This window comes from Micromonospora sp. AMSO31t (genome assembly GCF_008868175.1).
Classification (GTDB): Bacteria; Actinomycetota; Actinomycetes; order Mycobacteriales; family Micromonosporaceae; genus Micromonospora.
This window is the reverse complement of the sequence record NZ_WBKT01000148.1, coordinates 1-14615: the sequence shown is the minus strand read 5'-3', so window position 1 is coordinate 14615 and position 14615 is coordinate 1. Positions and strand designations below refer to the sequence as shown.

Sequence of the window (14615 nt, the reverse complement as noted above, 5' to 3'; positions counted from 1 at the left end):
GTTGCCGCCGCCGCCCCCGCCGATCTGGAGGTCGACGCAGGAGTAGAAGGCGTTCGCCGTGTCGGCGATGTTCCAGACGGCGAGGAGCTTCTGCCGGCCGGAGAAGCCGCCCAGGTTGACGGTGTGCGACACGGTGGCGCCGGGCTGGCGGCCGCCGCCGTCGACGACCGCGACCCGGGTGTTGCCGATCCAGTACTCCCAGTTGGACGTGGCGTGCCGGGCGGTGTTGACCCAGGTGAACGTCACCGAGCTGCCGACCGAGGTGGCGGGCCAGCCGCGGCCGTCGTCGTTGAGCACGGCGAACTGGGCGATGCCGGCGTGGCAGCTCTTGAGGCCCTTGGGGCCCTCGACGCTCTGCGGCTCGTACTTGATCTGGCCGCAGTCCGGCACCCGGTTCTGGGCGCAGAGCGCCTGGCGGCTGGGGGGCGACGAGACGTAGCCGTGGGCCTGGGCGGGAGCGGCTACCGCCAGGGTGGCGGTGACCGCACCCGTGGTGAGCAGCGGCAGGGTGATTCTTCGGCGCATGGCGGCAACTCCTTCGGGGCGGTGGGAGGAGATGTCAATGAACATAAATTAAACCTTGTTAACAGTAAAGACTCCTGTCTATAAATTAAGTCGCGTATCCGAGATCATCCTTGAGCGCTCCGGCGCCGGCATGGGATTCTGGGACGTCGATGGCTCTGCGCGGGGCCGACGTCGTTCCCAGGGCACCCGGACACCGGGAGGGCGACGCAGGACAGACGACCGCCCGACCTCGAAGGAACCCCGCATGAGCAGAACCTCCTCCATCCCGCGCCGGGTCACGGCGTACGCGGCGAGCCTCCTGCTCGCCCTCGCCGCGCCGGCCGCCGTCGGCCCGCCCGCCGCCGGAGCAACGGCCGACCCGGTGACGGTGACCGTGAACGCCCGCGCCGGGTTGGCCACCGTGCCGGACACCGCGCTCGGCCTCAACCACGCCATCTGGGACGCGCAGCTGGGCAGCACCGAGACGTCGGACCTGCTCCGGGCGGCCGGCGTGACGATGCTGCGCTACCCGGGCGGCTCGTACGCCGACATCTACCACTGGCGGACGCACACCGCGCCCGGCGGTTACGTCGCGCCCGACACCGACTTCGACACCTTCATGGCCGCGGCCCGGCGGGTCGGCGCCGAGCCGATGATCATCGCCAACTACGGCACCGGCACCCCGGCCGAGGCCGCCGACTGGGTGCGGTACGCCAACGTCACCAAGGGCTACGACGCGACCTGGTGGACCGTCGGCAACGAGAACTACGGCAACGGCCACTACGGCTCGGCCTGGGAGGCCGACGACCACCCCGACAAGAGCGCCACCCAGTACGCCCGCCTGGTCGTCGAGTACGCCGACGCCATGAAGGCGGTCGACCCCGGCATCAAGGTCGGCGCGGTGCTCACCATGCCGGGCAACTGGCCCGACGGGCTGACCGCCGGCGCGGACCCCGGCCCCTGGAACCAGACCGTGCTCTCCCTCGCCGGCCCGAAGATCGACTTCGTGGACGTGCACTGGTACCCCGGCGGCACGGCCGCCGAATCCCTCACCCGGACCAGCCACCTCCCCGACGCCGCCTGGCTGCTGCGCCAGCAGATCGCCCGCTACGCCGGCCCGGACGCCGGCCGGATCGGGATCAGCTTCACCGAGCTGAACGTCGGCGCCGGCCAGAACACCCAGCCGGGCGCGCTCTTCCTGGCCGACGCCTACAGCGGGCTGCTGGAACAGGGTGTCTTCACCGTGCAGTGGTGGAACACGCACAACGGGATCGGCACGGTCTCGCAGGTCGCCGGGCAGACCGACTACGGCGACTTCGGGCTGCTGTCCAGCGGCGGGTGCACGGCCGACGGGTCGGTCTGCGAGCCGCCGTTCAACACGCCGTTCGCGCCGTACCACGGGTTGTCCATGATGAACCTCTTCGCCCGGGCGGGCGACCAGTTCGTCCGCGCCGGCACCGACCAGCCGCTGGTCACCGCGCACGCGGCCCGCCGGCCCGACGGCAGCCTGGCGGTCCTGCTGCTGAACAAGGACCCGGACACCGCGTACCCGGTGGCCATCGACTACGCCGGCTTCACCCCGGCGGACGAGGCGCCGACCGTGCACACGCTGACCAACGGCGCGGGCGGGGTGGCCACCGGCCGCTCCGGCGACGGGACCAGCCGGACCCTGCCGCCGTACTCGCTGACCACGCTCGTGCTGCGCCCCGCCGGTGTGGTCGCCGGCCGGCCCGCCGCGCCGGGCCGGCCCACCGCCGGCGCGGTCACCGACCGGACGGCGACGATCTCCTGGCCGCCGGCCGCGCCCGGCGGCGCACCGATCGCCAAGTACGAGGTGTACCGGCAGCACGGGGCGGTCAGCGAGCAGCTCGGCGAGACGACCCGCACGTCGCTCACGGTCGGCAACCTCGAACCCGGCACCCGGTACACGGTCAACGTGCTCGCCCGGGACACCGCGGGCCGGGTCTCCTGGTCCTCCCCGCCGCTCACCTTCGTCACCGGCAGCCCGGCCGCCAGCACCTGCGCCGTGCGTTTCCACCCGGACACCGACTGGGGCAACGGTTACGTGGCGACCGTCGACATCGTGAACACCGGCCCGAGCGCGATCGACGGCTGGACGCTCACCTGGACCTGGCCCACCGACTGGCAGCAGGTGAGCAGCGGCTGGAGCGCCAACTGGTCGCAGGTGGGGACCCGGGTCACGGCGACCAGCACCGCCGACAACCGCCGGCTGGCCGCCGGTGGCGGCAGCGCCAGCGCCGGCTTCGTCGGCGCGTACAGCGGGCCGAACGTGCCGCCCGGCGCGTTCCGGCTCAACGGGACCGTGTGCTCCACGGGGTGAACCGGGCGGCGGTCATCCCCGGCGGGGTGGCCGGAGCCGGCCGTCGGCCGCCGACGGGGTCCGCGGGCTCCGTCGGCGGCCCGCGCTCCCCGGACGGCGCGGAGCCGGGACCACGTGCGGGCGCAGGCGCGCGGCGGACTGCGGGCCGGCCGGTCGTCGGCGCGACGCTCCCGGTCGGGGCAACCCAAGCAGGATCACCCCGAGCAGCGTCACCGCGACGATCCCGTCGAGCCAGTAGTGGTTGCCGGTGCCGACCACCACGAGCAGGGTGAGCACGGGGTGGGCCAGCCAGAGCCACCGCCACCGCCCGGAGGTGACGGTGACCAGCGCGACAGCCACGGCGACGGCCCACCCGACGTGCAGGGAGGGCATGGCCGCGTACTGGTTGCTCAGCGTGTCGGTGTCGGGCGGGCCGTAGACGGCGGGGCCGTAACGGCTGCCGGTGTCCACCAGGCCGGTGAGCGCGGTCATCCGGGGCGGAGCGAGCGGCACGAGAACGTGCAGGGCGAGCGCCGCCGCGGTGAGCACGGCGAGGGCCCGCCGCATCCACCGGTAGTGCACGGGATGGCGGAGGTAGAGCCAGACCAGGCAGAGCACGGTGGCCGGGAAGTGCACGTACGCGTAGTAGCAGTTGGCCAGCCGGACCGGCAGCTCGTGGACCAGCAAGGGGGCCTGCACGGCGGCCTCGTCCGGCAGGTGGAGCAGCCGCTCCAGCCACCAGATCCGCTCCCCGTTGGCCCGCGCGGTCCCGGACCGCCCGGCCACCGCCACCCGGCCCGCCTTGTAGGCGAGGAAGAGCGCGGCGACGAGGGCCAGCTCGCGGACCGCCCGGCGCACCGCACCGGCCGGCCGCGCGTCGACGGTCACCGGCGGTGGCGCGGGCTGCGTGGTGTCCACGGCGCCTCGATTCGGTCACGGCCGGCGTGACGCCGGCCCGGGTGGGCACGGACCAGGGCCGCCGCCGGATCGGCGACGGCCCTGGGACGACGGGGCGTCAGCGGCGGGCGCGTTCGCCCGGCCCCGCGACGTCCACGGCCACCTCGTCGAAGGCGGGCGCCCCGTCGACCGCGTCGGCCGCGACGGCGACCGAGCGGGCGGTGTCGGGCAGGTCCAGGCTGGACCGCAGGGTGACCGGCTTGAGCAGCAGCGCGGCCAGGATCCCGACGACCGCGATGGCGGCCGAGATCAGGAAGATGTGCCCGGTCGCGTCACCATACGCGGCCCGCACAATGTGCTGTACCGGCGCGGGCAGGGCGGCGAGGTTGAGCGTGCTGCTGCCGCCGCCCCCCGAGGTGGGGAGCCCGGCCGCGGCCAGGTCGTGGGTGATCCGGTCGGTGACCTGGCGCGCCAGGACCGCGCCGAGCACCGACACGCCGATGGTGCCGCCGAGCGAGCGGAAGAACGCCACGCTGGAGCTCGCCGCGCCGATGTCCTTGAGCGCCACGGTGTTCTGCACCGCGAGCACCAGGTTCTGCATGGTCATGCCGACGCCCACGCCGACGATGAACATGGCGGCGCCGACGAGGACCAGCGAGGTCTCGTGGTCGATGGTGCCGAGCAGCGCGAAGCCGACGACCAGGATGATCGACCCGGCGACGATGTACGGCTTGATCTTCCCGGAGGCCGTGATGAGCCGGCCGGCGACGATCGAGGACAGCAGCACGCCGGCCATCATCGGGATGGTGAGCAGGCCGGCCTCGGTCGGGCTGTAGCCGCGGCCGATCTGGAAGTACTGGCCGAGGAAGACCGCGCCGCCGAACATCGCCATGCCGACCGCGAGGCTGCCGAGGATGGCCAGCGCCGTGGTGCGCTCGCGGACGATCTCCAGCGGCACGACGGGCTCGGCGGCCCGCGACTCCACCAGGACGGCGAGGGCGAGCAGCAGCACCGAGCCGCCGACCATCGCGCCGGTCTGCCAGGACAGCCAGGCGAACGAGCCGTCGACGAACGAGATCCAGACCAGCAGCAGGCTGACGCCGGCGGCGATCAGGGTGGCGCCCAGGTAGTCGATCTTCACGTTGTCCCGCCGCGCGGTGGGCAGGTGCAGGGTGACCTGGAGCAGGAACAGCGCGACGGCCGCGACCGGCACGCCGACGAAGAAGCACCAGCGCCAGCCGAGCCAGGAGGTGTCCACGATGAGGCCGCCGAGCAGCGGGCCGCCGACCGTGGCGAGGGCCATCACGCCGCCCAGGTAGCCGTTGTAGCGACCGCGCTCCCGGGGCGGGATCATCGCCGCGATGGCCACCTGGACCAGGGCCTGGAGACCGCCGACGCCGATGCCCTGGAAGGCGCGGGCGGCGATGAGCTGGCCGGCGGAGTGCGCGAAGCCGGCCGCGACCGAGCCGGCCAGGAAGACCACGATGGCGACCTGGATGAGCAGCTTCTTGTTGAACAGGTCGGCGAGCTTGCCCCAGATCGGGGTGGTCGCCGTGGCGGTGAGCAGGGTGGCGGTGACCACCCAGGTGTACTGGGTCTGCGAGCCGTTGAGCGATCCGATGATCTTCGGCAGGGCGGTCGAGACGACCGTGCCGCTCAGCATGGCCACGAAGAGCACCAGCAACAGGCCGCTGAGGGCTTCCAGCGTCTTCCGCCGGCTCATGGGCGCGGCGTCCGCCGTCGCGGTGGGTGCGCTCATCGCGCGTCCTCCAGGTTGTCGTGTCGGGTGAGGGCGACCTCGAGGTCGCGGGTGAGGCGCGCGAGCGCGGCGGACAGGGCCGCCACCTCGCCGGGGGTCCAGTCGGCGAGCGCCCGGGAGAGCACTCCGCCGTACCAGTCGTAGGCCTCCGTCATGGCGGCCCGGCCGGCCGGGGTGATCGTCAGGTGGCTGGCGCGCCGGTCCTGCGGGTCGGCGCGCCGGTCGACCAGGCCGTCGGCGACCAGGGCGGCGACCGCGCGGCTGACCGTCGACGGATCGAGCCGGCTGCGCTCCGCCAGGTCCCGGGCGTGGCAGCCCGTGACGCCGTCCCCGTCGATGTGCCGGAGCAGGCCCACGAGGCCGGGCGGCACGGCCGGCCGGTCGTCGGCGCGCCGCTGCTTGAGCAGTCGCACGCCGGTCAGCAGGTCCTGCAACCGGGCGACGAGCTCACGGCTGGTCGCGTCCACTCTTCCCCTCCCCCTGCGTTGGTTGCCTCAAGCAATGATTCGTGAATCTTGCGCATCAGGCAAGTTTGCTCATTGAGAAACGGATCACGTACGCTGGCGAGCCATGGAGGAGTCGACCGGGCTGCGCGAGCGGAAGAAGGCGGCGACCCGCCTCGCCCTGCACGAGGCGGCCCTGCGTCTCGCCGCCGAGCAGGGGCCGGACCGGGTCACCGTCGAGGCCATCGCGGACGCCGCCAACGTGTCCCGCCGCACCTTCTCCAACTACTTCTCCAGCAAGGAGGAGGCCCTCTTCCACGGCGACACCATGCGGCTGCGCCGGCTGCTCGACCTGATCGCCGAGCAGCCCGCCGACCTGACACCGTGGGCGGCGCTGAGCGGGGCCGCCCTGCGCCAGGCCGACGAGATGTACGACGAGACCGCCGAGTCCTGGCTCAACCGGCGCCGCCGGCTGCACGGCAACCCGGGCCTGCTGGCGCACCAGGTGGCCGCGTACACGGCGATCGAGCGCGAGCTGGCCGGGGAGCTCGGCCGCCGACTCACCGGCCCCGACGTGGCGCTGCGCGCGCGGATCCTGACCGCGACCTTCCTGGCCACCCTGCGGGTCGCCGTCCAGCAGTGGATCGAGCAGCCGGACCACCCGCTGGCCGACACGCTGCGGGCCGCGCTCGCCCACGCCGCCCCGGCGACCGGCTGACTGTCGCACCGTGGGGCTAGCGTCCTCGCCGTGGTCACCGTCGACGACGTCCGTGCCCTGGCGCGCACGCTGCCCCGCACCAGCGAGCACCTGATCCACGACCGGGTCAAGTTCCGGGTCGGCGCGATCGTCTACGTCGCGTTCAGTCGCGACGAGCAGACCATGGGCTTCGGCTACCCGAAGGAGCAGCGGGACGGGCTCGTCGCCGCCGATCCGGCGCTGTTCTTCCTGCCCCGCCCCTCCGACCTGCGGTTCAACTGGGTCTGCTGCCACCTGGAGCGGCTCGACCACGACCAGATGACCGAGCTGGTCTGCGAGGCGTGGCGGATGGTGGTCCCGAAGTTCCTGGCCCGCCAGCGGCTGGGCGGCTAGCCGCGACCGGCGAGGCTTCGGTGAGAGCGGTACCACGCCGTACGGTCGCGGCATGAGCGGCACCACGCCGTACGGTCGCGGCATGAGCGGCACCACGACATCCACGGCGGCCGTCCGGCCGTACCGCCCCGCCGACCACGACGCGGTCTACGACATCTGCGTGCGCACCGCCGACGCCGGCGGCGACGCCCGGGGCCGGTACGCCTCGGACGACCTCATGCCCGACCTGTTCGCCGGGCCCTACCTGCACCTCGAACCCGACCTGGCGTTCGTCCTGGCCGACGCAGGCCGGGTGGTCGGCTACGTGGTCGGCACCACCGACACCGCCGCCTTCGTCCGCGCCTACCGGCACGTCTGGATCCCCCGGCTGGCGCACCGCTACCCGGCGCCGGCCGGTGACCCGCGCACCCCGGACGAGGAGATGATCGCCCTGCACCACCGTCCCGAGCGGATGCTCCTGCCGGAGCTGGCCGGCTACCCGGCCCACCTGCACATCGACCTGCTCCCCAGCCACCAGGGGCACGGCCACGGCCGGCGGCTGCTGGAGACGTTCCTGGCCGCCGCCGCCCGGGCCGGCGCGCCCGCGCTGCACGTCGGCATGGTCACCGCCAACGTCCGCGCGCGCGGTTTCTACGACCGGCTGGGCTTCCACGTGATCCCGGTCCCCGACCCGGGTCCGCTCACCTACCTGGGGCGGTCCACCACCTGAGCTGCGACGACGGCCGGTCGCGGGCGGACGGCGCTCGATTCCGCCCCGCCGGCCGGTCCGGCGCTGACAGACTCGTGCGGTGGGTGGCGACCGGTGGCGCAAAGGGCTGGGTCCCGCCATGCCGATCGCCCCGGCCGCCCGGGTGGACAAGTTCGAGATCTTCTTCGACCTCGTCTTCGTGGTGTCGTTCTTCATCATCACGCGGGCCACCGCCGCGAACGTGACCGGACGCGAGCTGCTGCACGCCATGCTGGTCCTCGCCGTGCTCTGGTGGTGCTGGGTGGTGCACAGCGTCGTGGCCAGCCGGCTGCGGCTGGGCGAGGGTTTCGTCCCGGCGCTCATGGTGATCGGCATGATCGCGTTGTTCACCTTCGCGCTCGCCCTGCCGCAGACCTTCGGCGACCTCCAGCAGGGCACCGCCGGGCCGATGCTGGTCACCGTCAGCTACGTGGTGATCCGCGCCGTGCACCTGTCGCTCTACGTGTACGCGACCCGGGGCGACCCGGCGGGCCGGCGCAAGCTGTGGCAGTTCGTCCCCGAGGTGCTGATCACCACCTGCCTGCTGCTGGTCGCGGCGCTGCTCCCGCCGAGGGTCGCCGACCCGGAACTCGGGTTGTGGCTGCGCGACGGGCTCTGGATCGGCGTGGTGGTCGTGCAGTACGCCGGCGGCCTGCTGTCCGGCACCAAGGGCTGGCAGGTCACCTCCGCCGAGCACTGGACCGAGCGTTACGACCTGATCCTGATCATCGCGCTGGGCGAGTCGGTGATCTCGGTCGGCGTCGGCGGCAACCTGATCGGCAAGCCGGTGACCTGGCCGGCCATCCCCGCGGCGATCTTCGGCATCCTGTTCACGGCGGCGCTCTGGTGGGCGCACTTCGACATGATCGGCCCGGCCGCCCGGATCGCGCTGCACGCCGCGGAGGGCCACCCGCGCGTGGCGATGGCCCGGGACGCGTACGCCTATCTCTACCTGCCCATGATCGCCGGGGTGATCCTGTTCGCGATCGGTGCGGAGGAGCTGGTGCGGACGATCACCGACCCGGTCGGCGGGGTGGCCGAGCGGGGCCACGGACCGGCCGTGCCGCTCCTCTTCGCCGGAGTGATGATCTTTCTCGCCGCCGACATGGCATTCCAGCTGCGCACCCTGAAGACCGTGTCGTGGACCCGGGTCGGCGCCCTCGCCGCGCTCGCCGTCGGGCTGCCGGTCGCCCGGGACCTGCCCGTCCTCGCCGCGCTCGGGCTGCTCACCGCGATCTGCGTCGCGCTCGTCGCGGTCGAGCTGGTGCTGATGGCGGATGCCCGGACCGCGCTGCGTCGGACGGTGTTCGAGGAGAAGGCCAGTCACGAGGCGGGCGAGGCGGCCTTCCGTGCCCGCTGGCACGACGGCGGCCCGGACCGGTCCACCGGGTAGCCGGCCGCCCGTTCCCCATGGTGGGACGGCTGGCCTTAGAGTCTCCGCGTGATCGAGATCGCCACCGAGGTCGACCTGTTCCACCCGCCGGCACGAATCTGGCGGGCGCTGACGGAACAGGCGCTGCTCGCCAAGTGGTTCGCCGGAAGCGAGTCGCTGGGCGACCGAACGCTGCTGCGGACCGGGGGGCTGCCCGGCTACGACGCCGACACCGAGGTGGAGGTGGTCGAGCTGCGCGCGCCGGAACGGCTGGTGCTGCGCTGCCGCGAGGGGGACCGCAGCACCCGGCTGGCGTGCGACCTGGCGCCCCTCGGCCACGGTTCCCGGCTGTCCGTGCGCGAGGTGCTGGAGGAGGGCGACTGGGACGCCGACCGGCGCGCCGAGCAGCACCAGCGGGCGGTGACCGGACGGCTCCCGGCGATCCTCGACTGGCTCGCGTTCCAGGAGGTCGACCTGCGCCGGGCCGAGGGTGGCCTGACCGCCGAACTGCCGGTGGTCCGGCCCGATGATGAGGGGCGTGGCCGGACCAGGCGTCGTCTGGTGCTGCGGGTGGCCGGCGTGCTGGCGGTGCTCGGCGTGGCCGCCGGGGCGACGGTGTGGGCCACCCGGCCCGCGCCCAGGACGCCGGCCGCCCTGCCGGCGTCGACACCGGCGTCGCCGCTGGCCGGGCCCTCCACGAGCAGCGCGCCGCCCCGGGCCACCCCGTCCCGGCCCACGCCGTCGGCCACCCGCCGCAGCGTCGCGCCGAGCGCGACCGCGGCCGCCTCCCCGACCCGTACGGCCAGCCCCAGCGCCCGGCCGGCTGCTCGGCTGGCCGCCACCTACGAAACGGTCTCCGACCGGGTCTTCGGCTACCGGGGCCAGGTGGTGGTGAGCAATCCCGGTCCGGCAGCGAAGCCGGACTGGACGGTGACCGTGACGCTGGGCGACGACGCCACGGTCAGCAGTGTCAACGGGGCCGAGGCGAAGCAGGACGGGGCGGTGGTCACCTTCACGGGCGCGGCGGTGCCGGCGGGTGGGTCGACCACCATCCGGTTCGACGTGCGGGATCCGGACCTGGCGGCCAACGAGCCGGAGGGCTGCACGGTGGACGGCGCGGCCTGCGCCGGGTTGTGAGCGGTGCGCCCGCGGCGCGGCGCCGCCCGGAGGACGGGTCCTCCCGGCGGCGCCGCTGATCGAGGGGTCAGTTCCGGTTGATGGTGAACGTGCTGGTCGTGTTCCTGATGTCCTGGTAGTTGTCAGTGAGCCGGAGGTTGGTGAAGGTGGCGGAGCCGACCGCCGGGCCCTGCCCCGGCTCGGGCATCTCGTTGACCCAGATGCCGAAGCCCGACTTGGCGTCGAAGGCATCGCCGCTCCGCCTGGCCCCGGAGATCGACACGTTGGTCAGGACCGTGTCGGTGACCGGGTTCTCCGGTTGGCTGCCGTTGTACTTGGTCTGGAACATGATCCCGGAGTACGTCGGGTCGACGATGTCCACGTCGGAGATCCGGATGCCGCGGAACTCCTTGGAGGCGGAGAAGAGCCACAGGGCCGGGAACGTCTGCTGACCCCAGAAGTGGCCGCCCGCCCGGATCAGCGAGACGTTCTGGAACTGCGTGGGCGGGCTGGCGCCGAAGCCGACGAACGGGTAGCCGAAGTCCAGCGAGCTCACGGTGATGCCCGAGTACGTCAGCATGTCGGCGATGTAGAGGTTGCGGAAGACGTTGTCGTAGCCGCCGTACACCGCCACCCCGGCCGCCCGCCACGTCAGCGTGGCGCTCAGGTTCTCGAACACGTTGCCGTGGTTGCCGCCCGAGCCACCCTGGTCGGTCGCGGAGAACAGCGCGAAGGCGTCGTCGCCGTTGGAGCGGCCCTCCGAGTTGGTGACCAGGTTGTTCGTGCTGGCGTTGGTCATGTTGACCGCGTCGGCGAAGGTGTCCCGGAACCGGCTGTCCCGGATGGTCAGCCCGCTGACGCTCACCCCCCAGTACGCGCAGACGGTGTGCTCGACCCAGACGCTGTCCAGCGTCATGTTGTCGACGTCCTTCAGCTCGCCCCACACCTTGCCCGGACCGTCGATCCGGTTGGTGTAGTTGCCGAAGAAGGCCAGGTGGGCGAAGGTCGACCCGCTCGCCGAGGACTCCACCCGGAAACCGGCGTCGGTGTTCTGCTGGTTGGTGGGCGTCTGGAAGCGGGTGTACCACATGCCCGCGCCGACCACCCGGACCGGCTTGCCGTACACCTGGAACTTCTGGGCGGTGTCGTAGGTGCCCGGCGGCAGGTAGACGCCGACGAGGTTACCGGTGGGGTCCATCCGGACGGCGTCCAGGGCGTTCTGCACGTCGGCGTGGCTGAAGCCGTTCGGCACCGTGTAGCGGGCCGGGTCCGGGTTGGCCCGGGGCGACACCAGCTCGGTGTTGACGAAGTCGATCGCGTACGTGGTGCTGTTGGCCGGGTCCTTCTGGAGCCGGATGGTGGCGCCGGCCGGGACGGTCGAGTTCAACATCACGTTGGCCTCGTCGTACAGGTGGCGGGGCGCGCCGGCGCCCGGCGAGTCGCTCGGGCCGGCCTCGGCCCCGTAGAGCCAGATGTGCTTCGAGGTCAGGTTGATCGGCTTGTGCAGCACCCCGTTGACGTAGATGTTCAACGTCGAGTCGATCCCGCCGCCGCCCGGCGCGTCCGGGATGGAGAAGCGGGTGACCAGGGTGTTGGTGGGCGCCCGGGTGGTCCACTCGACGTACGCCCCGGTGGTGTTCAGGGTGACCGCCCGGCGGCCGGACGCCTCGCCGGCCAGGTCGCCGATGGTCCGGTTCGGCCCGAGCACCTGCGCCCCGCCGCCGACCCGGCCGTCCTCGGCCTCGTACATGTCGTACGCGAGGTTCGCGCCCCGCCCGACGAAGAGCGGCCGCTCGCTGGTGTTGTTCTGCTGCTTGACGGGCAGCTCGTTGGCGTCGGCGGCGAGCGCCACCCGCACCGCGTACTTCCCGTTCGCCGCCGTCCAGGTGCCCAGGTTGACCGGCGGGCTGGTCGCACCGGCCGCCAGGGCGCCGCTGTACGAGCCGGTCAGGGTGCGCACCACCGCGCCGGTGTCGCTGAGCAGGGTGAGGGTGATGCCGTGCGCCCCGCCGGCCGAGGCGACCGTGCCCTGGTTGCGGATCGACACCGCGAAGCTGACCGCGGCGCCGGCGCTCGGCGTGCCGGGTGACCAGGTGACCGCCCCGGCGACCAGGTCGGAGCTGGGCACCGCGCTGACCGTCAGCGAGGCGGTCCGGCTGTTGTTCGACTCGTTCTGCTCGATGACCGTGTTCGCCTCGTCGGCGGTCGCGGTCACCTCGTAGCTGCCGGCGTTGCGCGCGCCGATGGCGAGTGTGACGGTCGCCGACGCACCGGCCGCGAGCGCCCCGACGGCCGCGGTGCCGACCTTCGTCGTACCCAGGGAGAAGGTCACCGCGGAGGCGGCGGCCGGCGCCGTGCCGGCGTTGCGGACGGTGGCGGAGAGGGTGACCGGGTCGGTCTCCACGGGCGCGGACGGCGCCGCGGACAGGGCCGTGACCGTGAGGTCAGGGTTCGGCGCCGGGGTGCCGATCACCTGGAACTCGGCGACCTGGCCGTTGGAGGAGCCCGAGTTAGCGGTGAACTGCAGCCGCACGTCCGCGGCGGTGGCGCTGACCGGGATGGTCACCGTGTTGCTGCTGCTCGGGGTGAACGAGTACGTCGCCGAGCCGACCACGCTGGTGAACCCGGAGGCGGACTGCTCCCGGCCGAGCACCTGGAAAGTCTGTGTGCGCGGCCCCCAGACCGGGTCGGGGTTGAGCTTGACCACGACGGCGCTGATGCTGGCGTTGGCACCGAGCGCGACGGTCAGCGTGCTCGGGTACGCCCCCGGCGCGCCCTCCCAGTAGGTCGTCACGTCACCGTCGTTGGCGTTGGCCGCGGTGAACACGTGCACCACCGAGGATGCGGTGATGGGCTTGCCGGCGGCCAGGTTGGTGCCGCCCGAGGTACTGCCGGTCCGGGTGACCGTGTTGGAGGTCGCCGAGACGTTCCCGGCCGCGTCCCGCGCCCGGACGAAGTACGAGACGGTGGCGCTGTCCGGCTGGCTGTCGGTGTAGGCGAGGGTGGACCCGTTGACGCTGCCCCGCAGGGCGTTGTTGGCGTAGACGTCGTAGCCGGTGACGCCGACGTTGTCGGTCGACGCCGTCCAGGTCAGCCGGACCTGCCCGGACGCCGGCTGGGTGTACGCCAGGTTGCCCGGCGCGGTCGGCGCCGTGGTGTCCCCGGTGTTGCCGGTGCGGGTGACCGTGTTGCTGGGCGTCGACTGGTTGCCGGCCGCGTCGCGCGCCCGGACGGTGTAGGCGACGGTGGCGCCGGCCGGCTGGGTGTCGGTGTACGTGAGAGTCGACCCGCTGACGCTGGTGCGCAGCGTCCCGTTGGCGTAGACGTCGTAGCCGGTGACGCCGACGTTGTCGGTCGACGCCGTCCAGGTGAGCCGGACCTGGTCGGCGGCCGGCTCGGTGAACGCCAGGTTGCCGGGCGCGCTCGGCGGCTGGGTGTCGCCGGTGGCCGGGCCGTAGACCTCCAGCTCGGCGAGCTGGCCGGCGGGCCAGCCGGTGTTGGCGGTGACCAGCAGCCGCACGTAGCGGGTGGTCGCCGTGCCGAAGGTGACGGTGACCGTGTTGCCGCTGCCGGGGTCGAACGCGTACCCCGCGGAGCCGGCGAGGGTGCCGAAGGTGGACCCGTCGGTGCTGCTCTGCACGGTGAGCGTCTGCGTGCGTGCCGGCCAGCCGGCGGGAAGCTTCAGCACCACCTTGTTGACCGCCGCGGCGGCGCCGAGGTCGACCCGGATCCACTGCGGGAACGCGTTGTTGGCGCTCTCCCAGTAGGTGGCCGGGTTGCCGTCGTTGGCGTTGCCCGCGCCGTAGACGTCGGAGTGGCCGCTCTCGGCCACGGTCCGGCCCAGGGCCAGGTTGGCCGACGCGCTCGCCGACCCGTACACCTCCAGCTCGGCGAGCTGCGCGGCGGCCTAGCCGGTGTTGGCGGTGACCGTGATCCGGACGTGGCGGGCGCTGGTCGCCGGGAAGCTCAGCGTGACCGTGTTGCCGTTGGCCGGGCTGAAGGTGCGCCCCGCCGAGGCGGCCAGGGTGGTGAAGGTGCCGCCGTCGGTGCTGCCCTGCACCGACAGGGTCTCGGTGCGGGTCTCCCAGCCGGTGGGGAGCTTCAGCACGACCTGGTCGACCGACTGGGCGGAACCGAGGTCGACCTGGGCCCACTGGGGGAAGGTGCTGCCGGCGCTCTCCCAGTAGCTGCCGGCGTTGCCGTCGGTGAGGTTGCCGGCCGCGTACGGGCCGTTGACGCTGCTGGCCGTGGCGGCGCGGCCGAGCGCGAGGTTGGGACCGCCGGCTGCGGCGGCCGGGGACGGGGGCGGGGCCGTGACGGCCAGCGCGACCGCGGCGAGCACCGCGACCAGCCGGGTACGGAATCTGGACATGGTGGAGGAACACCT

Annotated in this window: 12 protein-coding genes; 6 read left to right on the top strand and 6 right to left on the bottom strand. The window is 73.0% G+C overall.

The window, feature by feature from the left end:
* Nucleotides 1–525 (bottom strand): lytic polysaccharide monooxygenase auxiliary activity family 9 protein (locus tag F8274_RS24680; protein ID WP_151464751.1); only part of this gene is annotated, 525 nt, incomplete at its 3' end.
* A gap of 244 nt (nt 526–769) precedes the next feature.
* On the opposite strand from F8274_RS24680, the gene F8274_RS24675 reads away from it, so the two are divergent.
* Nucleotides 770–2845 carry a cellulose binding domain-containing protein gene (locus tag F8274_RS24675; RefSeq protein WP_151464750.1) on the top strand — a complete coding sequence of 692 codons (2076 nt, stop codon included), beginning with the start codon at nt 770–772 and terminating at the stop codon, nt 2843–2845.
* A gap of 12 nt (nt 2846–2857) precedes the next feature.
* Here F8274_RS24675 and F8274_RS24670 read toward each other — a convergent pair whose 3' ends face one another.
* From F8274_RS24670 to F8274_RS24660, 3 genes are all read right to left on the bottom strand, one after another.
* Complete coding sequence (locus tag F8274_RS24670; protein WP_225853955.1) at nt 2858–3742, bottom strand: phosphatase PAP2 family protein; 885 nt, start codon at nt 3740–3742, stop codon at nt 2858–2860.
* A gap of 97 nt (nt 3743–3839) precedes the next feature.
* Nucleotides 3840–5480 carry an MDR family MFS transporter gene (locus F8274_RS24665; protein WP_151464749.1) on the bottom strand — a complete coding sequence of 547 codons (1641 nt, stop codon included), beginning with the start codon at nt 5478–5480 and terminating at the stop codon, nt 3840–3842.
* The gene (locus tag F8274_RS24660; protein ID WP_151464748.1) at nt 5477–5947 is read right to left on the bottom strand and encodes a MarR family winged helix-turn-helix transcriptional regulator; all 471 of its coding nucleotides are present in this window, start codon (nt 5945–5947) and stop codon (nt 5477–5479) included. The genes F8274_RS24665 and F8274_RS24660 overlap by 4 nt, the downstream gene beginning before the upstream one ends.
* 103 nt (nt 5948–6050) lie before the next feature.
* Between F8274_RS24660 and F8274_RS24655 the strand changes: the two genes are divergently transcribed.
* The 5 genes from F8274_RS24655 (at nt 6051) to F8274_RS24635 (ending at nt 10249) form a co-directional block, all read left to right on the top strand.
* A complete protein-coding gene (locus F8274_RS24655; RefSeq protein ID WP_151464747.1) occupies nt 6051–6641 on the top strand; it encodes a TetR/AcrR family transcriptional regulator in 591 nt (196 codons plus the stop codon).
* 30 nt (nt 6642–6671) lie between these two features.
* On the top strand, nt 6672–7013 hold the full coding sequence (locus tag F8274_RS24650; protein ID WP_151464746.1) for an MmcQ/YjbR family DNA-binding protein: 342 nt from the start codon (nt 6672–6674) through the stop codon (nt 7011–7013).
* Nucleotides 7014–7065: 52 nt separating this feature from the next.
* Complete coding sequence (locus F8274_RS24645) at nt 7066–7722, top strand: GNAT family N-acetyltransferase (protein WP_225853954.1); 657 nt, start codon at nt 7066–7068, stop codon at nt 7720–7722.
* A 79-nt stretch (nt 7723–7801) separates the two neighbouring features.
* Complete coding sequence (locus F8274_RS24640; protein WP_151464745.1) at nt 7802–9133, top strand: low temperature requirement protein A; 1332 nt, start codon at nt 7802–7804, stop codon at nt 9131–9133.
* Nucleotides 9134–9181: 48 nt separating this feature from the next.
* Nucleotides 9182–10249 carry an SRPBCC domain-containing protein gene (locus F8274_RS24635; protein WP_151464744.1) on the top strand — a complete coding sequence of 356 codons (1068 nt, stop codon included), beginning with the start codon at nt 9182–9184 and terminating at the stop codon, nt 10247–10249.
* Nucleotides 10250–10316: 67 nt separating this feature from the next.
* Here the strand turns inward: F8274_RS24635 and F8274_RS24630 are convergent, their stop codons facing one another.
* Nucleotides 10317–14108 carry a discoidin domain-containing protein gene (locus tag F8274_RS24630; RefSeq protein ID WP_370518269.1) on the bottom strand — a complete coding sequence of 1264 codons (3792 nt, stop codon included), beginning with the start codon at nt 14106–14108 and terminating at the stop codon, nt 10317–10319.
* A 27-nt stretch (nt 14109–14135) separates the two neighbouring features.
* Nucleotides 14136–14615, bottom strand: a 480-nt coding sequence (locus F8274_RS32700) for a discoidin domain-containing protein (RefSeq protein ID WP_370518268.1), incomplete at its 5' end; no start/stop codon positions are given.